The sequence below is a fragment of the Streptomyces sp. PSU-S4-23 genome, from assembly GCF_055632315.1.
Window position 1 is genome coordinate 6,286,931 of the sequence record NZ_JBVMUU010000002.1, and the last position, 19,574, is coordinate 6,306,504.

The 19,574-nt window shown below is 72.2% G+C and carries 16 protein-coding genes; 12 read left to right on the forward strand and 4 right to left on the reverse strand.

The annotated features are described in order from the left end of the window. From rpmF to mutM, 3 genes are all read left to right on the forward strand, one after another. Positions 1 to 174 (forward strand): 50S ribosomal protein L32, encoded by a 174-nt coding sequence (gene rpmF / locus ACZ79I_RS28715; protein WP_007493396.1) that lies wholly within the window; start codon positions 1 to 3, stop codon positions 172 to 174. A gap of 19 nt (positions 175 to 193) precedes the next feature. After that, positions 194 to 1,027 (forward strand): ribonuclease III, encoded by an 834-nt coding sequence (gene rnc / locus ACZ79I_RS28720; protein ID WP_471500820.1) that lies wholly within the window; start codon positions 194 to 196, stop codon positions 1,025 to 1,027. A 77-nt stretch (positions 1,028 to 1,104) separates the two neighbouring features. After that, a complete protein-coding gene (gene mutM, locus ACZ79I_RS28725) occupies positions 1,105 to 1,965 on the forward strand; it encodes a bifunctional DNA-formamidopyrimidine glycosylase/DNA-(apurinic or apyrimidinic site) lyase (RefSeq protein WP_471500822.1) in 861 nt (286 codons plus the stop codon). On the opposite strand, the gene ACZ79I_RS28730 is transcribed toward mutM, so the two are convergent. Both ACZ79I_RS28730 and ACZ79I_RS28735 read right to left on the reverse strand, forming a co-directional pair. After that, positions 1,955 to 2,359 carry a winged helix-turn-helix transcriptional regulator gene (locus ACZ79I_RS28730; RefSeq protein ID WP_471500824.1) on the reverse strand — a complete coding sequence of 135 codons (405 nt, stop codon included), beginning with the start codon at positions 2,357 to 2,359 and terminating at the stop codon, positions 1,955 to 1,957. The two genes, mutM and ACZ79I_RS28730, sit on opposite strands and share 11 nt — an antisense overlap. Before the next feature lie 30 nt (positions 2,360 to 2,389). Continuing rightward, positions 2,390 to 3,331, reverse strand: a complete 942-nt coding sequence (locus ACZ79I_RS28735; RefSeq protein WP_471500826.1) for a CAP domain-containing protein — start codon at positions 3,329 to 3,331, stop codon at positions 2,390 to 2,392. 141 nt (positions 3,332 to 3,472) lie between these two features. Here ACZ79I_RS28735 and ACZ79I_RS28740 point away from each other — a divergent pair, with 141 nt between their 5' ends. The 4 genes from ACZ79I_RS28740 (at position 3,473) to ACZ79I_RS28755 (ending at position 9,752) form a co-directional block, all read left to right on the forward strand. Next, on the forward strand, positions 3,473 to 3,754 hold the full coding sequence (locus ACZ79I_RS28740; RefSeq protein WP_471500828.1) for an acylphosphatase: 282 nt from the start codon (positions 3,473 to 3,475) through the stop codon (positions 3,752 to 3,754). A 378-nt stretch (positions 3,755 to 4,132) separates the two neighbouring features. Further along, entirely contained in the window at positions 4,133 to 4,336 is a 204-nt protein-coding gene (locus tag ACZ79I_RS28745) for a hypothetical protein (protein ID WP_043444185.1), read from the forward strand. A 222-nt stretch (positions 4,337 to 4,558) separates the two neighbouring features. Beyond that, on the forward strand, positions 4,559 to 8,113 hold the full coding sequence (gene smc, locus ACZ79I_RS28750) for a chromosome segregation protein SMC (protein WP_471500830.1): 3,555 nt from the start codon (positions 4,559 to 4,561) through the stop codon (positions 8,111 to 8,113). Between the two features lie 220 nt (positions 8,114 to 8,333). Beyond that, complete coding sequence (locus tag ACZ79I_RS28755) at positions 8,334 to 9,752, forward strand: sugar porter family MFS transporter (RefSeq protein WP_471500832.1); 1,419 nt, start codon at positions 8,334 to 8,336, stop codon at positions 9,750 to 9,752. 180 nt (positions 9,753 to 9,932) lie between these two features. Here ACZ79I_RS28755 and ACZ79I_RS28760 read toward each other — a convergent pair whose 3' ends face one another. After that, positions 9,933 to 10,961, reverse strand: a complete 1,029-nt coding sequence (locus ACZ79I_RS28760; RefSeq protein ID WP_471500834.1) for an LLM class flavin-dependent oxidoreductase — start codon at positions 10,959 to 10,961, stop codon at positions 9,933 to 9,935. 135 nt (positions 10,962 to 11,096) lie between these two features. Between ACZ79I_RS28760 and ftsY the strand changes: the two genes are divergently transcribed. After that, positions 11,097 to 12,299 (forward strand): signal recognition particle-docking protein FtsY, encoded by a 1,203-nt coding sequence (ftsY, locus tag ACZ79I_RS28765; protein WP_471500836.1) that lies wholly within the window; start codon positions 11,097 to 11,099, stop codon positions 12,297 to 12,299. 99 nt (positions 12,300 to 12,398) lie between these two features. Here ftsY and ACZ79I_RS28770 read toward each other — a convergent pair whose 3' ends face one another. Continuing rightward, positions 12,399 to 13,061 (reverse strand): bifunctional DNA primase/polymerase, encoded by a 663-nt coding sequence (locus tag ACZ79I_RS28770; RefSeq protein ID WP_471500838.1) that lies wholly within the window; start codon positions 13,059 to 13,061, stop codon positions 12,399 to 12,401. Between the two features lie 449 nt (positions 13,062 to 13,510). Between ACZ79I_RS28770 and nsdA the strand changes: the two genes are divergently transcribed. The 4 genes from nsdA to ACZ79I_RS28790 all read left to right on the forward strand — a co-directional run bounded on the left by nsdA (position 13,511) and on the right by ACZ79I_RS28790 (position 19,561). Then, entirely contained in the window at positions 13,511 to 14,986 is a 1,476-nt protein-coding gene (gene nsdA / locus ACZ79I_RS28775) for a transcriptional repressor NsdA (RefSeq protein WP_471500840.1), read from the forward strand. Positions 14,987 to 15,412: 426 nt separating this feature from the next. Then, positions 15,413 to 16,750: an ammonium transporter gene (locus ACZ79I_RS28780; protein WP_471500842.1), complete on the forward strand. Its 1,338-nt coding sequence runs from the start codon at positions 15,413 to 15,415 to the stop codon at positions 16,748 to 16,750. After that, positions 16,747 to 17,085 (forward strand): P-II family nitrogen regulator, encoded by a 339-nt coding sequence (locus ACZ79I_RS28785; protein ID WP_381080415.1) that lies wholly within the window; start codon positions 16,747 to 16,749, stop codon positions 17,083 to 17,085. The genes ACZ79I_RS28780 and ACZ79I_RS28785 overlap by 4 nt, the downstream gene beginning before the upstream one ends. Before the next feature lie 28 nt (positions 17,086 to 17,113). Beyond that, entirely contained in the window at positions 17,114 to 19,561 is a 2,448-nt protein-coding gene (locus ACZ79I_RS28790; protein ID WP_471500844.1) for a [protein-PII] uridylyltransferase, read from the forward strand. Positions 19,562 to 19,574: the final 13 nt, after the last annotated feature.

Consider the following 19,574-nt stretch of genomic DNA (forward strand, 5'->3'; position numbering starts at 1 on the left):
GTGGCTGTTCCGAAGCGGAAGATGTCGCGCAGCAACACGCGCCACCGCCGGTCGCAGTGGAAGGCTGCGGTCCCCACCCTGGTTGCGTGCGAGCGCTGCCACGAGCCCAAGCTGCAGCACATCGCGTGCCCCTCGTGCGGCACCTACAACAAGCGCCAGGTCCTCGAGGTCTGAACGGCTGGTGAGAGGTCTGATGTCTGACGCCAAGAACGGTCCCCGCCGCAGCGGGGGTGGTCCGGCGGACAACTCGGCCTCGTCCCACACGCTTCTGGAAGGGCGGCTCGGCTACAAGGTCGAGTCCGCCCTTCTGGTGCGTGCGCTGACCCACCGTTCGTACGCGTACGAGAACGGCGGTCTGCCGACGAACGAGCGACTGGAGTTCCTCGGGGACTCCGTGCTGGGCCTCGTCGTCACCGACACGCTGTACCGCACCCACCCCGACCTGCCCGAGGGCCAGCTGGCCAAGCTGCGGGCCGCGGTGGTCAACTCTCGTGCGCTGGCGGAGGTGGGCCGGGGGCTCGACCTCGGCTCCTTCATCCGGCTCGGCCGGGGCGAGGAGGGCACGGGCGGCCGGGACAAGGCGTCCATCCTCGCCGACACCCTCGAAGCGGTGATCGGCGCGGTCTATCTCGACCAGGGTCTGGACTCGGCGGCGGAGCTGGTGCACCGCCTGTTCGACCCGCTGATCGAGAAGTCCTCGAATCTCGGGGCCGGCCTGGACTGGAAGACCAGTCTCCAGGAGCTGACCGCGACCGAGGGGCTCGGCGTGCCCGAGTACCTGGTCACGGAGGCCGGCCCGGACCACGAGAAGACCTTTACTGCTGCCGCCCGCGTCGGAGGCGTCTCGTACGGCACCGGCACCGGCCGCAGCAAGAAGGAGGCGGAGCAGCAGGCCGCGGAGGCCGCCTGGCGCTCCATCCGCGCCGCCGCGGACGAGCGTGTGAAGGCGGCGGCCGCGGCAGACGGTTCCCCCGGCGAGGGCAGCGGCACGACCGTGGCCCCGGCGAGCGGCACCGCCACGGCCTGACCCTCCTCACGGACCCCGCCCGGCGAACGCGCCGCGGCGGGGTACGTCGTCCCCGGATCACCCCGCGAAGGAGCCCTGTGCCCGAGCTGCCCGAGGTCGAAGTCGTGCGGCGTGGCCTGGAGCGCTGGGTCGCCCACCGGACCGTGGCCCACGTCGAGGTGCTGCACGCGCGCGCCGTGCGCCGGCACCTCGCGGGCGGCGAGGATTTCGCACACCGGCTGACGGGGCAGCGCCTCGGCACCCCGAGCCGCCGCGGGAAGTACCTCTGGATCCCGGCCGAGACCTCCGGCACGGCGATCGTGGCCCATCTCGGCATGAGCGGCCAGTTCCTGGTCCGGCCGCACGACGCCCCCGACGAGAAGCACCTGCGCGTCCGCATCCGGTTCCAGGACGGCCCGGGAACCGAACTCCGCTTCGTCGACCAGCGCACCTTCGGCGGTCTCTCGCTGCACGAGACCACCGCCGACGGGCTGCCCGACGTCATCGCGCACATCGCCCGCGACCCCCTCGACCCGCTCTTCGACGACGAGGCGTTCCACCAGGCGCTGCGCCGCAAGCGCACGACCATCAAACGCGCCCTGCTCGACCAGTCGTTGATCAGCGGCGTCGGCAACATCTACGCGGACGAGGCGCTGTGGCGTGCCCGGATCCACTACGAGCGCCCGACCGCTCACTTCACCCGTCCGCGCACGGCCGAACTCCTCGGCCGCATACGGGAGGTGATGAGCGACGCGCTCGCCGTCGGCGGCACCAGCTTCGACAGCCTCTACGTCAACGTCAACGGGGAGTCGGGCTACTTCGACCGGTCGCTGAACGCCTACGGCCGTGAGGGACTGCCCTGCCGGCGCTGTGCCGCGCCCATCCGCCGCCGCTCCTGGATGAACCGCTCCAGCTATTTCTGCCCCAGGTGCCAGCGGGCGCCGCGCGTCAGCCCGTGAGGGGCGCCCGGGCCGCGCGTGCCTCGTCGTAGCCGCGGCGCGCCGAGAGGATGTCGTCCATGCGCCCCTCCACACAGTGGATGAGGGCCAGCAGCCGCTCGGCGACCTCGCGGCCCAGCGGAGTGAGTTCGTAGTCCACGCGCGGAGGGTTCGTCGGCTGTGCCTCGCGGTGCACGAGACCGTCGCGCTCCAGCGCGTGCAGGGTCTGGGACAGCATCTTCTCGCTCACGCCGTCGACGCGGCGGCGCAGCTCGTTGAACCGGAACGAGCCCTCGTGCAGCGCCCCGAGGGTGAGGGCCCCCCAGCGGCCCGTGACGTGTTCCAGCGTTCCGCGCGACGGACACGCCTTGGAGAACACGTCGTACGGGAGGTCCTGCTCCTGCGTGGTGGTCATGACACAAGCGTATGCGAGCGCCCGCATGCCTCAGTAGCCGAAGTCCTGCGTCCACCAGGGCCCGCCGGCCCCGAAGTGCACCCCCACGCCCAGCGTCTTGAAGTCGCAGTTCAGTATGTTCGCCCGGTGCCCGGGGCTGTTCATCCAGGCATCCATCACGTCCTGGGCGGTCGCCTGGCCGCGGGCTATGTTCTCGCCGCCCAGGCTGGTGATGCCGAACGCGGCCGCGCGGTCCCAGGGGTCCTGGCCACTGGGATCGGTGTGGTCGAAGAAGTTCCGCACGGCCATGTCCAGGCTGAACGCCTCCGCCAGCTTCCTCAGATCACCGTTCTGGGTCACCGGGCTGCAGCCCACCTTGGCCCGCTCCTGGTTGACGAGCTTGATCACCTCGGCCTCGGTCGCGGCCTCGGCGGACACCTTCGCCGGCGGGGTGACGGGCTTCGGCTTCTTGGTGGGCTTGGCGGCCGGCGGTGCGGTCGTCGCCGGTTTCGTCGCCGTCGCGGACGGTTCCGCGCTCGGCGTCGTCGGGGACGCCGGCGTCGAGGGCGTCGTGACCGGGGCGGTCGAGCGGTGGGCGTCGCGGCTCGTGGACGTGGAGTCGCGGTCGTCCGCGGAGCCGCTCGTGCCGCCCTGCTGGGTCGCGAACCCCGACGGGGCGCTCCCGCCGGCCTCCGCGTCGCCGGGGCTGCCGCTCACCGTGAACTGCTTGCCGCCGGGCAGCACTCCGGTGGCCACGGCCACGGTGCCGAGCGCGACGGCCGCGGAGACGCCCAGCAGGCCCGTGCGTACCGGCGTCGCGGCCTTCTTCCTGCGGTGCGTGCGGGTCGCGCGCCGCTCGGCCTCCAGTACCGCGGCGAAGCCGTAGAGGTTCTCCGGGCCGTAACCCTCCGGAGGGATCTCGTGCTTCTGGGTGACCCTGGCGGGGCGGCCGGTGGCGGCGTGTCCGGCGGCGGAGCGTCGGTGGCGTCCCAATCTCCTGGCCTTCCTGGTCTTGCGGTCAGCGCGACTCACTCGATCGAGTGAGTTTCACATGAGATTTATGGGTCGGGACGGTACCGCATGGCGCCCGGGGAGGAAGTGCCCGGTGCGACATTGTCCGGTTAGCGTGCAGCCATGAATGACGATGCACGGCTCGTCGCATGGGTGCGCGGGCGTGTCCAAGGTGTGGGTTTCCGCTGGTTCACGCGGGCCAAGGCACTGCAGATCGGCGGCCTGAGCGGCTTCGCCGTCAATCTGGACGACGGACGCGTCCAAGTGGTCGCGGAGGGCCCCCGTCGGGGGTGCGAGGGCCTGCTGGAGTGGTTGCGGAGCGACGACACACCCGGACGCGTGGACGGGGTCACTGAGATTTGGGACACGCCCCGCGGCGGCTACGAGGGCTTCGCGGTGCGGTGAGCGCCGGGCCGCCGGGCGCGGCGCGGAATCGGACCGGTGTGCCAGAAGTGCCCGCCCGAAGCGAAAACGGCCTGGTGGTTGCCAAGAACGGCTTGTCGTGGCAGGCTCCGCGGGACAGGATGATCTCCACGCCCTCCGGGGTCCGCAGGAGCCGCGGTGTCGCCCGCAGAGGGCCGCCCGCCCCGGGCCACCCGCCGGCGCAGGGTGTGATCGTGTTGACCGTCAAACTTTTTGGTGAGACGCTGAAAGCCCCGCGCACCTTAGCTGTTTGGCATGGCAGAACGGCAGCACAACTCAAGAGTGCCAAGCACCGCGGGTGCGAATCCCTCACGACCCACACCGCATCGGTCGGTCACTCAGTGTGGAGGACCATCCATCATGGCAAAGGCGCTTCTCGGTTACGTCGGCGGCTCCGACCCTCGACTCCTCGCCGAGATGCGACGGCTCCAGCAGCGCGTCCAGGAGCTCGAGTCCGAGCTCGTACGAATCCAGGCGGAGAACGACGCGCTGACGGCTGCCGCTTCTCACGACAGGATCATGGAGAGCATCGACGCACACCAGGCGGAGCCTGCGCTCACCTGATCACTGCATCGCTCCACGACAGCACAGGCAGTGGACGGGCCGCCCGTATCAACCGCTCAGTTGTCAGATATGCAAGGGACGCCTCGGCGTCCCTTCTTTCTTGCCCCCGCGCACCCTTCCAGTCTCCTTAACGGATGGTGTGCCCTGCATGTTCATACGTGAAACCGCGGGGTTGCCGGGGTTCATAGTGTGAGATACGGGCGGAAGGTAGAGTCCAGCGGCGTGCACCTCAAGGCCCTGACCCTCCGCGGGTTCAAGTCGTTCGCCTCGGCGACCACGCTCCGGTTCGAACCGGGGATCACGTGCGTCGTGGGGCCGAACGGCTCGGGCAAGTCCAACGTGGTGGACGCGCTCAGCTGGGTCATGGGCGAGCAGGGGGCCAAGTCGCTGCGCGGCGGCAAGATGGAGGACGTCATCTTCGCCGGCACCACCGGGCGCCCGCCGCTCGGCCGCGCCGAGGTGTCCCTGACCATCGACAACGGCGACGGGGCCCTCCCGATCGAGTACGCCGAGGTCACCATCACGCGGATCATGTTCCGCAACGGCGGCAGCGAGTACCAGATCAACGGCGACACCTGCCGCCTGCTGGACATCCAGGAGCTGCTCTCCGACTCCGGCATCGGCCGCGAGATGCACGTGATCGTCGGCCAGGGCCAGCTCGACTCCGTCCTGCACGCCGACCCCACGGGCCGCCGCGCCTTCATCGAAGAGGCCGCGGGCGTGCTCAAGCACCGCAAGCGCAAGGAGAAGGCGCTGCGGAAGCTGGACGCCATGCAGGCGAACCTCGCCCGCGTCCAGGACCTGACCGACGAGCTGCGCCGCCAGCTGAAGCCGCTGGGCCGGCAGGCGGCGGTCGCGCGCCGGGCGGCCGTGATCCAGGCCGACCTCAGGGACGCCCGGCTGCGGCTGCTCGCCGACGACCTCGTACGCCTGCGGGAGGCACTCCGGGCCGAGATCGCGGACGAGGCCGCACTCAAGGAGCGCAAGGAGGCGGCCGAGGCCGAGCTGAAGAAGGCACTGCAGCGCGAGGCCCTCCTGGAGGACGAGGTACGGCGGCTGACGCCGCGTCTGCAGCGGGCCCAGCAGACCTGGTACGAGCTGTCGCAGCTCGCGGAGCGGGTGCGCGGCACGATCTCGCTGGCCGACGCGCGCGTGAAGAGCGCCACCTCCGCACCCCCGGAGGAGCGGCGCGGACGCGACCCCGAGGACATGGAACGCGAGGCCGCGCGCATCCGCGAGCAGGAGGCCGAGCTGGAGGCCGCCCTGGAGGCCGCGGAGCGCGCCCTGGAGGACACCGTCGCGCACCGGGCCGAGCTGGAGCGCGAACTGGCCGTCGAGGAGCGGCGCCTGAAGGACGCGGCCCGCGCCCTCGCCGACCGCCGTGAGGGGCTGGCCCGGCTGAACGGACAGGTGGGCGCGGCCCGTTCCCGCGCCGCCTCCGCCCAGGCCGAGATCGACCGTCTGGCCGCCGCCCGCGACGAGGCGCAGCAGCGCGCCGTCGCCGCCCAGGAGGAGTACGAGGCGCTCAAGGCGGAGGTCGACGGCCTGGACGCGGGTGATGCCGACCTGGCCGAGCAGCACGAGACCGCGAAGCAGGCGCTGGCCGCGGCGGAGGCGGGCCTGTCGGCCGCACGCGAGACGCTCACCGCCGCCGAGCGCAAGCGCGCGGCGCTCGCGGCCCGCCACGAGGCCCTCGCCCTGGGACTGCGCCGCAAGGACGGCACGGGCGCCCTCCTGGAGGCGACGGACCGCCTCTCCGGGCTCCTGGGCCCGGCGGCCGAGCTGCTGTCCGTGACCCCGGGCTACGAGGTCCCCCTCGCGGCGGCCCTCGGCGCGGCGGCGGACGCCGTCGCGGTCGCCACCCCGGCCGCGGCGGCCGAGGCCATCCGCCTGCTGCGCAAGCAGGACGCGGGGCGGGCCGCACTGCTGCTGGGCGGCGCCCCCGACGACGCGGCGGAGCAGCCGCCCGCGGCGGGTGGCCCGTACGCCGCCGACCTCGTCCGCGCTCCCGCCGAGCTGATGCCCGCCCTGCGGCGGCTGCTGCGGGGCATCGTCGTGGTCGGCACCCTGGAGGACGCCGAGGAACTCGTCTACGCGCGACCCGGTCTCACGGCCGTCACCGCCGAGGGCGACCTCCTGGGGGCACACCTCGCCCACGGCGGGTCGGCCGGGGCGCCGAGCCTGCTCGAAGTGCAGGCGTCCGTCGACGAGGCAGCCGCCGAGCTGGACGAACTGGCCGTGCGGTGCGAGGAGCTGGCCGAGACGCAACAGGGGGCGGCCGAGCGCCGCACCGAGTGCGCCGCGCTCGTCGAGGACCTGGGGGAACGACGGCGGGCGGCCGAACGCGAGAAGTCCGCGGTCGCGCAGCAGCTGGGCCGGCTGGCCGGGCAGGCCCGGGGCGCCGCCGGGGAGGCCGAGCGCTCCGCCGCGGCCGCGGCCCGCGCACAGGAGGCTCTGGAGAAGGCCCGGCAGGAGGTCGAGGAACTCGTCGAGCGGCTGGCCGTCGCCGAGGAGATGCCGGTCGAGGAGGAGCCCGACACCTCCGTGCGCGACCGGCTGGCGGCGGACGGGGCCAACGCACGGCAGACCGAGATGGAGGCCCGGCTCCAGGTCCGTACGCACGAGGAGCGGGTCAAGGGCCTGGCCGGCCGCGCCGACTCCCTCGACCGGGCCGCCCGTGCCGAACGGGAGGCACGCGCGCGTGCCGAGCGGCTGCGGGCCCGGCTGCGGCACGAGGCCGCCGTGGCTCAGGCCGTCTCCTCCGGTGCCCGGCAGCTCCTGGCCCATGTCGAGGCGTCGCTGAGCAGGGCGGAGGCGGAGCGCGTCGCCGCCGAGGGCGCCAAGGCCCGCCGCGAGGAGGAACTCGCCGCGGCCCGCACCGAGGGCCGCGACCTCAAGGCCGAACTCGACAAGCTCACCGACTCCGTCCACCGCGGCGAGGTGCTCGGCGCCGAGAAGCGGCTGCGCATCGAGCAGCTGGAGACCAGGGCGCTGGAGGAACTCGGCGTCGAGCCGGCGGGCCTGATCGCCGAATACGGCCCCGACCAGCTCGTGCCGCCCTCGCCGCCGGCCGAGGGCGAGGAAGCGCCCGAGGACCCGCAGCATCCGCGCAACCGGCCCCGGCCGTTCGTGCGCGCCGAGCAGGAGAAGCGGCTCAAGGCCGCCGAGCGGGCCTACCAGCAGCTCGGCAAGGTCAACCCGCTCGCCCTGGAGGAGTTCGCGGCGCTGGAGGAACGCCACAAGTTCCTCAGCGAGCAGCTGGAGGACCTGAAGAAGACCCGGGCCGACCTGCTTCAGGTGGTGAAGGAGGTCGACGAGCGCGTCGAGCAGGTCTTCACCGAGGCGTACCGGGACACGGCCCGGGAGTTCGAGGGTGTCTTCAGCCGGTTGTTCCCCGGGGGCGAGGGGCGGCTCGTGCTGACCGACCCGGACAACATGCTCACCACGGGCGTCGACGTCGAGGCGCGTCCGCCGGGCAAGAAGGTCAAGCGGCTCTCCCTGCTGTCCGGCGGGGAACGGTCGCTGACCGCCGTCGCGTTGCTCGTGTCGATCTTCAAGGCGCGGCCCAGCCCGTTCTACGTCATGGACGAGGTGGAGGCGGCCCTCGACGACACCAACCTGCAGCGGCTGATCCGCATCATGCAGGAGCTGCAGGAGTCCTCGCAGCTGATCGTGATCACGCACCAGAAGCGCACGATGGAGGTCGCCGACGCGCTCTACGGCGTCTCCATGCAGGGCGACGGGGTGTCGAAGGTGATCTCCCAGCGGCTGCGCTGACGCCGTTCCGGAGCCAGGGCGAGCCCCGGGTCGAGTTCAAGCAATGAATGCAAACTCCCTCGCTGGGTCTTAAAGGTCACATCACTTGCCCTATTGACTTCGAGACTTGAAGCCTTAGTCTCTGCAACGTTGCTTTCGCCTTCAGGTGCCGCCGTCCGGCCGCCACTTCGAGGGCCCACCCCACCCCGGCGGCGTTGCCAGGGGCCCGAGGAGTACACACGTGACCAGCACAGCGCAGGCGGCCCGGCCAGGAGCCAGGACGGATCGGCCCGACCATCTCGGGCGAGTCGTCTTCATCGCGGCGGCGGCCGCGATGGGCGGTTTCCTCTTCGGCTACGACAGCTCCGTGATCAACGGCGCGGTCGAGGCCGTCCGTGACCGCTACGGCATCGGCTCCGCGACGCTGGCCCAGGTCATAGCCATCGCCCTGATCGGCTGCGCCGTCGGCGCGGCCACCGCCGGCCGCATAGCCGACCGCATCGGCCGCATCCGGTGCATGCAGATCGCCGCGGTCCTCTTCACCGCCAGCGCCGTCGGCTCCGCGCTGCCCTTCGCCCTGTGGGACTTCGCCCTGTGGCGCGTCATCGGCGGCTTCGCCATCGGCATGGCCTCCGTGATCGGGCCCGCCTACATCGCCGAGGTCGCGCCGCCCGCCTACCGCGGCCGGCTGGGCTCCTTCCAGCAGGCCGCGATCGTCGCCGGCATCGCCGTCTCACAGCTGGTCAACTGGGGCCTGCTGAACGCCGCGGGCGGCGACCAGCGCGGCCGGCTGCTGGGCCTGGAGGCATGGCAGGTCATGCTCGGCGTCATGGTCGTCCCTGCGGTCCTGTACGGCCTGCTCTCCCTGGCCATCCCCGAGTCCCCCCGCTTCCTGCTCTCCGTCGGCAGGCGCCAGCGGGCCCGGGAGATCCTCGCCGAGGTAGAGGGCCAGGACGGCGACCTGGACGCCCGTGTCGCGGAGATCGAACGCGCGATGAGCAGCGAGCGCAAGCCCGCCTTCAAGGACCTGCTCGGCGGCGGCTTCTTCTTCAGGCCGATCGTCTGGACCGGCATCGGCCTGTCGGTCTTCCAGCAGTTCGTGGGCATCAACGTCGCGTTCTACTACTCCTCGACGCTGTGGCAGTCGGTCGGCGTCGACCCGGCCGACTCCTTCCTCTACTCCTTCACGACGTCGGTCATCAACATCGCCGGCACCGTGATCGCGATGGTCTTCGTGGACCGCGTCGGCCGCAGGCCGCTCGCGGTCATCGGCTCGGTCGGCATGGTGATCGGCCTCGCGCTGGAGGCGTGGGCGTTCTCCTCCCACCTGGTCGACGGCAGGCTGCCCGGCACACAGGGCTGGATCGCCCTGATCGCCGCGCATCTGTTCGTCCTCTTCTTCGCCCTGTCCTGGGGCGTGGTCGTCTGGGTCATGCTCGGCGAGATGTTCCCGAACACGATCCGCGCCGCCGCCCTGGGTGTGGCCGCCTTCGCCCAGTGGATCGCCAACTGGGTCATCACCGCGACCTTCCCGTCCCTGTCGGACTGGAACCTCTCCGCGACCTACGTGATTTACACGGTCTCCGCCGCGCTGTCCGTTCCGTTCGTCCTGAAGTTCGTGAAGGAGACGAAGGGCAAGACGCTGGAGGAGATGGGCTGAGCCTCGCCAGGAGGCCGTCGAACTCGAGGAGAGGGGCCACCCGTCCCCGCCGCCCTTCTCCTCGTGCCCTGCCGCCGTCCGGTCCGGTCACTGCCCGGGCCGGACGGCGGCGCCGTGCGTGCCGCGGTCGGCGAGCGGTCGCGGCCGCCCGGGACGCCCGCGCCCCGGGGCGCGGGGGGATCAGCCGTCGAGCCGGGGCAGCACCCGCTCGGCGAACAGGTGCAGGCTGCGCCAGCCCTCGTCGAGCGGCATCCCGCCGGCCAGCGGGTGCAGCACGTAGTTGTCCAGGCCCAGAGCCGCGCAGTCGTCGGGCGTCAGGATCCGGTAGACGCCCTCCGCGCGCAGTTCGTCCACCGTCGTGGCCGCCGACCTCACCGCCGACCGGATGCCGTCCGACTGCCAGGACGCGTAGGTGCGCGCCTCGTGCAGGAAGTGCTCGCCGTAGTGCGCCCACGCCCGGTCCGGGTCCTCGGCGATGTGCAGCAGCGGGGTCTCGGCCGTGGGCATCATCGTCCAGCCCTCGGTGCCGTACTCGGCCAGCCGTTCCTTGTAGTACGCCTCCAGTTCCGGCAGGTGCGCACTCGGGAAGAAGGGCAGGCCGAGGCGGGCGGCCCGGCGGGCCGCCGCCTTCGAGGAGCCACCGACCAGCAGCAGCGGGTGCGGCCGGGTGCAGGGGCGCGGGGTGACGCGCACGGTACGGCCGCGGTAGCGGAACTCCTCGCCGGTCCACGCCATGAGCAGGGTCTCCAGGAGCTCGTCCTGGAGCCTGCCGCGCCGGCTCCAGTCGACGCCGAAGTGCGCGTACTCCTCGGGCCGGTAGCCGATGCCCGCGACCGTGACCAGCCGGCCGCCGCTGAGCAGATCCAGCACGGCGATGTCCTCGGCCAGCCGCAGCGGGTCGTGCAGCGGGCCGATCATCGCCGAGACGGTCACCACGATCCGCCCACCCGTCTCCCGGCCACCACCCCTCGACGGGGCGCCGCGCGCCGCGGAACGTCCCTGCGTCGCGCCGAAGACCGCCCCGGCGAAGGCGAACGGCGACGGCAGCCAGTTGTTCGCCACCCCGTGGTGCTCCTCCGTCTGCACGGTGGTGATCCCGCGGTCGTCGGCGTAGGCCGCCATCTCCACCGCGGTCCGGTAGCGGGCGCCGAGCGAGGCGGGTGTGGCGCCGGGCTCGACGAGGTTGAAACGTACGACCGTCACGGGCATGGGGAGCCCCTTTCACCGTCGCCGGGCGGGTCTGCAGGGCGACGTTAGCTGACGGGGCGTCAGACAACCAGGGGTTGCGCGCCCCGGAGCCGCCGCCGAACGACCCGGTGCCCGGTCGCGCATACTGGACCCGTTATGGAAACCGTCATCCTTGCTGTAGTCATCGCCGTGGTCGTGCTCGGCGTGCTCGGCGGGCTCCTGGTCGGCAGCCGCCGGAAGAAGCCGCTGCCCCCGGCACCCCCCACGCCGCCCGACATCACCGCCCCTCCCGCCGAGCCGCACGTCGGCGAGGAGGCCGAGGCGCCGCGCGACGAGGAGCGCCGGACGATCGAGGAGGTGGGCCTGCCGGAGGGCTCCGCTCCCGTCGCCGTCGAGGAGCCGCCCGTCGTCGAAGCGCCCCCGATCGAGATCCCCGAGCCCACTGCCGGCCGGCTGGTCCGCCTGCGCGCCCGGTTGTCGCGCTCGCAGAACGCACTCGGCAAGGGACTGCTCACGCTCCTGTCCCGCGAGCACCTCGACGACGAGACCTGGGAGGAGGTCGAGGACACGCTGCTCACCGCCGATGTCGGTGTGCAGCCCACCCAGGAACTGGTGGAGCGGCTGCGTGGGCGCGTGAAGGTGCTCGGCACCCGGACGCCCACCGAGCTGCGCCGGCTGCTGCGCGAGGAACTGCTCACCCTGGTCGGCACCGGCATGGACCGCACCCTGCGCACGGAGCCCGAGGCCCGCAAGCCCGGCATCGTGATGGTCGTCGGCGTGAACGGCACCGGCAAGACCACCACCACCGGCAAGCTCGCCCGGGTCCTGGTGGCCGACGGCCGCACCGTCGTGCTGGGCGCCGCCGACACCTTCCGTGCCGCCGCCGCCGACCAGCTGCAGACCTGGGGCGAGCGGGTCGGCGCCTACACCGTGCGGGGGCCGGAGGGCGGCGACCCCGCCTCCGTCGCCTTCGACGCGGTCAAGGAAGGCAAGGAGATGGGCTACGACGTCGTGCTCATCGACACCGCGGGCCGTCTGCACACCAAGACCGGTCTCATGGACGAGCTGGGCAAGGTCAAGCGCGTCGTGGAGAAGCACGCCCCGCTGGACGAGGTACTGCTCGTGCTCGACGCCACGACCGGGCAGAACGGTCTCGTCCAGGCCCGTGTCTTCGCCGAGGTCGTGGACATCACCGGCATCGTGCTGACGAAGCTGGACGGCACCGCCAAGGGCGGCATCGTCGTGGCGGTCCAGCGCGAGCTGGGCGTGCCCGTGAAGCTGGTGGGTCTCGGCGAGGGCGCCGACGACCTGGCTCCCTTCGAGCCGGAAGCGTTCGTGGATGCGCTTATCGGAGACTGACGGCACGCCCGGGGCGCACGGCGCCGCGGGCGGCGTACCCGCAGAAGGGCCCCGCCATCCGGTTCAGCGGATGGGAGGGGCCCTTCGCCGTCGCCGCCCTCACACCCGTGAGCGGTGGGCCACGTACGCCAGCGTGCCGATCAGCAGACGGGCGGCCGGCGGGTTCGTCGCCGAGTCGAGGTCGGGGGAGCGCAGCCAGCGGACCGGGCCGAGGCCGCCGCGGTCCGAGGGCGGGGCCGTGATGCAGGCACCGGGGCCCAGGGCGTGCAGGTCGAGGGCCGCGTCGTCCCACGCCATGCGGTACAGCAGCTCGGGGAGCTGCGCCGCGGACCCCGGGGCGACGAAGAAGTGGGCGCGGCGGTCCGGGGTCGCCGTCACCGGGCCGAGGGGGACGCCCATGCGCTCCAGCCGGACCAGTGCGCGCCGTCCCGCCGCCTCGGCGACCTCGATCACGTCGAAGCCGCGGCCGACCGGCAGCATCACCGCGGCGCCCGGCACCTCCGCCCAGGTCTCGGCCGCCTCGTCGAGGGTGGCTCCGGCGCGCACGACGGGAGCGAAGTCCAGCGGATGAGCGCCGGGTGCGGCGCAGTCCGCCCTGCCGCACGAGCACGCTCCCGCGGCCGCCCGTGCGCCGGGCACCACGTCCCAGCCCCACAGGCCCGTGTACTCGGCCACGGCGGTGCACTCCGGCGAGCGGCCCCGGCGTCGAGCGCCGGGCCGGATCTCGCGGATCCCCCGCGTGCCGCCGATCGTGAAGCCCATGCCCCCTCCAACGGTTCCAGCGAGCCGGTGGTTACGGGGCGAAAGCAGGGCGTGACTCTGTGTTTCCTTCCCGTCGGTCGTCCCGCGGGGTTCGGGCAGCGCCCCGTTGCGCCCGGGGTGGTGCGGTCGGCGGCGCGCGCCGGTGAGTGCACCGCTCCACCCGCTTCCGTCCGGCATGTGTCAAGTGAATCGTGCGGAGGCGTGTGTGGGTTCATTCGAAGGGGTGGCGAATGGTGGCGATTCTTGAACCGCCATGGCTGGACGGGTGATCGTGAGACTACTTTGAGTGCACGGTTCCTAGGAACGCGTGCACGCGTGGGTATGCCGGAGGCAAGTCGGGTCCCGTCCGGCGGGTGAGAAGTGCCGGACGCGGGACCGTATCCACCGGCATGCTGGTAGGGCTTGGCGCACGCAAGCGCACAAGTGGTTTCAGGGATGGGGGCGTTCCAGTGGGCGGCAACGGCGAGAGTGGTGCGAACGCTGACAAGCGCCCCAATGAGCTGCTCGGCTCGTGGTTCGTGCGCAGCGGCTGGTCGAAGGGTGAGCTGGCGCGTCAAGTGAACCGCAGGGCACGCCAGTTGGGGGCCAACCACATCTCCACGGACACCTCCCGCGTGCGCCGCTGGCTCGACGGGGAGAACCCGCGCGAGCCGATCCCGCGGATCCTGTCGGAGCTGTTCTCGGAGCGCTTCGGGTGTGTGGTGGCGGTCGAGGACCTCGGGCTGCGCACCGCCCACCAGTCACCCTCCGTGTCAGGCATCGACCTGCCCTGGACGGGCCCGCAGACGGTGGCGCTGATCAGCGAGTTCTCGCGCAGCGACCTGATGCTGGCGCGGCGCGGCTTCCTCGGGACCTCGCTGGTCCTGTCCGCGGGCCCGTCCCTCATCGAGCCCCTGCAGCGCTGGCTGGTGCCGGGCCCCGCGGCCCCCGGTGACGAAGCGCGGCCCGTGTCGTCCGGGCGTGTCCGCGGCCGGCTCTCCAAGCCCGAGCTGGACCTCCTCGAGACCACCATCGTGATGTTCCGGCAGTGGGACGCGCAGTGCGGCGGCGGACTGCGCCGCAAGGCGGTCGTCGGCCAGCTGCACGAGGTCACCGACCTCCTCCAGGAGTCCCAGCCCGAGGCCACCGCCAGGCGCCTCTTCAAGGTCGCCGCCGAGCTCGCCGAGCTGGCCGGCTGGATGAGCTACGACGTCGGGCTGCAGCCCACCGCGCAGAAGTACTTCGTCCTCGCGCTGCACGCCGCCAAGGAAGCGGGGGACAAGCAGCTGGGGTCGTACATCCTCTCCAGCATGAGCCGCCAGATGATCCACCTCGGCCGGCCCGAGGACGCCCTGGAACTCATCCACCTCGCCCAGTACGGCAGCCGGGACTGCGCGGGCCCGCGCACCCAGGCGATGCTGTATGCGATGGAGGCGCGCGCCTACGCCAACATGGGCCAGCCCGGCAAGTGCAAGCGTGCCGTCCGGATGGCCGAGGACACCTTCGCCGACGCGCTGGAGTTCGACGAGCCCGAGCCCGACTGGATCCGTTTCTTCTCCGAGGCCGAGCTGTACGCGGAGAACTCCCACTCCTTCCGCGACCTCGCCTATGTGGCGGGCCGCAGCCCCACCTACGCCTGCCTGGCCGAGCCCCTGATGCAGAAGGCCGTCGACCTCTTCGAGGCGGACGCCGAGCACCAGCGGTCGTACGCCCTCAACCTCATCGGCATGGCCACCGTGCACCTTCTCCAGCGCGAACCCGAGCAGAGCGCGGTGGTGGCCAAGAAGGCCATGGACATCGCCGGAAAAGTGCGCTCCGAGCGCGTCAACACTCGTATTCGAAAAACCGTCGACACGGCTGTACGCGATTTCGGTGATCTTTCCCAGATCGTCGAATTGAGCGATCACCTCGCCGCCCGGCTGCCGGAGACCGCCGAGGCGGTCTGACCCTCCCACGCCCGCCGGACCCCAAGGGCCCCAACGACCCCGGCCGCGGCGGCCGTCCCGAACTGCCCGACTCGGCTCCCCCATGCCAGGTCATCGGATGGCCGCCGCGGCCGGATCCGTCTGCCACGCCCCGCGGAGCGACGGCGCCGGGAGACGCGGCCGGACATCACGGGTGATCCGTCGGGGGCATTTGGCCATGCCATTCACAGAAGGTTGCGTCACGATAACGATCGACGCGGCCGCCATCCGGCAGTTCATCAATGCGTAACACGCCCGGCGCCTTCGTCACTGCGGCGAAACATCGAGGGCAGTCGACCGAAACCGCGCTGCGCCAATCTCATGGCGCATAACCGGCCCACCCCTCATGACACCGGACCGCTCAGGCTTCGCCCGCACGGGGCCGTACCAACCGACGAGGAGACGCCGATGGCACCAGCCATCATGCTTGCGGCGGACGCACCCAAGTTGTCGTCCGCCAACACAGGCTTCATGCTGATCTGTTCCGCCCTGGTGATGCTCATGACCCCGGGCCTGGCCTTCTTCTACGGAGGCATGGTCCGCGTCAAGAGCACCCTGAACATGCTGATGATGAGCTTCATCAGCCTGGGCATCGTCACCATCCTGTGGGTGCTCTACGGCTTCTCCATGGCCTTCGGCACCGACAAGGGCTCGATCGTCGGGTGGACCTCCGACTTCGTGGGCTTCGGCGGCATCGGGAAGGCGGACCTCTGGGACGGCTACACCATCCCGGTCTTCGTCTTCGCCGTCTTCCAGCTGATGTTCGCCATCATCACGCCCGCCCTGATAAGCGGCGCGCTGGCCGACCGGGTGAAGTTCACGGCCTGGTCGCTCTTCCTGGTGCTGTGGGCCACCCTCGTGTACTTCCCGGTCGCCCACTGGGTCTGGGGCACCGGCGGCTGGGCCTTCGAGCTGGGCGTGATCGACTTCGCCGGCGGTACGGCGGTCCACATCAACGCGGGTGCCGCGGCGCTCGGCGTGATCCTCGTCATCGGCAAGCGCGTCGGCTTCAAGAAGGACCCGATGCGTCCGCACAGCCTCCCGCTGGTCATGCTCGGCGCCGGTCTCCTGTGGTTCGGCTGGTTCGGCTTCAACGCCGGCTCGTGGCTCGGCAACGACGACGGCGTCGGCCCGCTGATGTTCGTCAACACACAGGTCGCCACCGCGGCCGCCATGCTCGCCTGGCTGGCCTACGAGAAGATCCGCCACGGCGCGTTCACCACGCTGGGCGCCGCTTCCGGTGCCGTCGCCGGCCTGGTCGCGATCACCCCGTCCGGCGGCGCGGTCTCCCCGCTCGGCGCGATCGCCGTCGGCGCCATCGCCGGTGTCCTGTGCGCCATGGCCGTCGGCCTGAAGTACAGGTTCGGCTACGACGACTCCCTCGACGTCGTCGGCGTCCACATGGTCGGCGGTGTCGTCGGCTCGCTGCTGATCGGCTTCTTCGCCAGCGGCAAGGGCCAGTCCGACGTCAAGGGCCTCTTCTACGGCGGCGGCATGGACCAGTTCTGGAAGCAGTGCGCGGGTGTCTTCGCGGTCCTCGCCTACTCGCTGGTCGCCTCCGCGGTCCTCGCCTTCGTCCTCGACAAGACGATCGGGATGCGGGTCTCCGAGGACGAGGAGGTCTCCGGTATCGACCAGGCCGAGCACGCCGAGACCGCATACGACTTCAGCGGCGCGGGCGGCGGGGTCGTCGGAAGCGCCGCGTCGGCCCTGGCCGCCACGGAGACCAAGAAGGTGGACGCATGAAGCTCATCACCGCCGTCGTGAAGCCCCACCGGCTCGACGAGATCAAGGAGGCCCTCCAGGCCTTCGGGGTGCACGGACTGACGGTCACCGAGGCGAGCGGTTACGGTCGGCAGCGGGGACACACCGAGGTCTACCGCGGCGCCGAGTACACCGTGGACCTCGTCCCCAAGATCCGCATCGAGGTGCTGGCCGAGGACGACGACGCCGAACAGCTCATCGACGTCATCGTCAAGGCGGCCCGTACCGGCAAGATCGGAGACGGCAAGGTCTGGTCCCTCCCGGTCGAGACGGTCGTCCGGGTCCGGACCGGTGAGCGCGGCCCCGACGCGCTGTAGGGCACCACAAGGAACAAGGAGTCGCCGGGTGACGAGTACGCACGCACGTACGGAAGCAGAGGACTCGGGACCCGGCGGCTACGCGGCGGCCCGGCTGCGCCTCCTCCAGGAGGGGGCGCGGTCCGGGCCGCCGCGCCGCGCGGCCCTCGCGGAACTGACGGACGGCTGGCTCGCGGACCTGTTCACCACGGGTGCCGGGCAACTGCCCGGCGTCTGTCTGGTCGCGGTCGGCGGATACGGCCGCGGCGAGCTGTCCCCGCGCAGCGATCTCGATCTGCTCCTGCTGCACGACGGCAGCGACCCCAAGGCGGTCGCCGCCCTCGCCGACCGCCTCTGGTACCCCGTCTGGGACCTCGGTCTCGCCCTCGACCACTCCGTCCGCACCCCGGCGGAGGCCCGCAAGACGGCCGGCGAGGACCTGAAGGTGCAGCTCGGCCTGCTGGACGCCCGGCATCTGGCCGGTGACCTCGGGATGACCGCGGCCCTCCGCACGACCGTCCTGGCCGACTGGCGCAACCAGGCGCCGAAACGTCTCCCCGAACTGCGGGACCTGTGCGCCGAACGGGCCGAGCGGCAGGGCGAACTGCAGTACCTGCTGGAACCGGACCTCAAGGAGGCGCGGGGCGGGCTGCGCGACGCCACGGCCCTGCGCGCGGTCGCCGCCTCCTGGCTCGCCGACGCCCCGCGCGAAGGACTGGCGGACGCCCGGCGCAGGCTCCTGGACGTACGGGACGCGCTGCACCTGACCACCGGGCGCGCCACCGACCGGCTGGCCCTGCAGGAGCAGGACCAGGTCGCCGCCGAGCTCGGACTGCTGGACGCCGACACACTGCTGCGCGAGGTGTACGAGGCCGCGCGTGTGATCGCGTACGCGTGCGATGTGACCTGGCGCGAAGTGGGGCGCGTGCTGCGGTCGCGCGCCGCGCGGCCGCGGCTGCGCACCATCCTGGGCGGCGGCAAGGCGGTCGCGGAGCGGTCCCCGCTGGCGGAGGGCGTGGTGGAACAGGACGGCGAGGTGGTGCTCGCCCGCGCCGCGCGCCCGGAGCGCGACCCCGTGCTCCCCCTGCGCGCCGCCGCGGCCGCCGCCCAGGCCGGCCTTCCGCTCTCCCTGCACGCCGTACGGCGCATGGCGGCCGGGGTGCGCCCCCTGCCCACGCCCTGGCCCGCCGAGGCACGCGAACAGCTCGTGACCCTGCTGGGCTCCGGCCGCCCGACCGTGGAGGTGTGGGAGGCCCTGGAGGCCGAGGGACTGATCACCCGCCTGCTGCCCGACTGGGAGCGCGTACGCTGCCGCCCGCAGCGCAACGCGGTGCACATCTGGACCGTCGACCGGCATCTGATCGAGACCGCCGTACGCGCCTCGGAACTGACCCGCCGCGTCGGCCGCCCCGACCTCCTCCTGGTCGCCGCGCTCCTGCACGACATCGGCAAGGGCTGGCCCGGCGACCACTCCGTCGCGGGCGAGATCATCGCGCGGGACGTGGCGGGCCGCATCGGCTTCGACCGCGACGAGGCCGCCGTGCTCGCCACCCTCGTACGCCACCACCTCCTGCTCGTCGAGACGGCGACCCGGCGCGACCTGGAGGACCCGGCCACCGTGCGCTCGGTCGCCGAGACGGTCGGCTCGCAGAGCACGCTGGAGCTGCTGCACGCCCTGACCGAGGCGGACGCGCTGGCCACCGGGCCCGCGGCCTGGTCGTCCTGGCGGGGCTCGCTGGTGACGGACCTGGTCAAGCGGGTCTCGGCGGTGTTCGCCGGCGACGAGCCCGCCGAGCCGGAGGCCGCCTCCCCCACCGCCGAGCAGGAACGGCTCGCCATCGAGGCCATCCGCACGGGCGGCCCGGTCCTGGCGCTGCGCGCCCAGACCGAGCCGCCGTCCGAGGAGCCCTCCGGCGAACCGGAACCCCTCGGCGTGGAACTGCTCATCGCCGTACCGGACCAGCCCGGCGTGCTGCCCGCGGTCGCCGGCGTCCTGGCCACGCACCGCCTCACCGTCCGCACGGCAGAACTGCGGACCCTCGACCTCCCGGACGGTGTCCACGACGGCTCGGTGCTGCTGCTCGACTGGCGGGTGGCGGCGGAGTACGGCTCCCTGCCGCAGGCCGCGCGGCTGCGCGCCGACCTCGTACGGGCCCTGGACGGCTCCCTGGACATCGCGGGGCGCCTGGCGGAGCGCGACGCGGCCTACCCCCGGCGCCGGGGCGTGGTGCCGCCCCCGCCGCGTGTGACGGTCGCGCCGGCCGCCTCGCGGCACGCCACGGTGATCGAGGTGCGGGCCCAGGACGCGCCGGGGCTGCTGTTCCGGATCGGGCGGGCGCTGGAGAAGTCGGGCGTACGGGTGCGCAGCGCTCACGTCAGCACCTTGGGCGCGAACGCCGTCGATGCGTTCTATGTCACGACGGGCACGGGCGCGCCGCTGCCGGGGGAGGAGGCGGTCTCGGTGGCGCGGATGCTGGAGGAGACGCTGCGGGCGTGACCTTGCCGACACG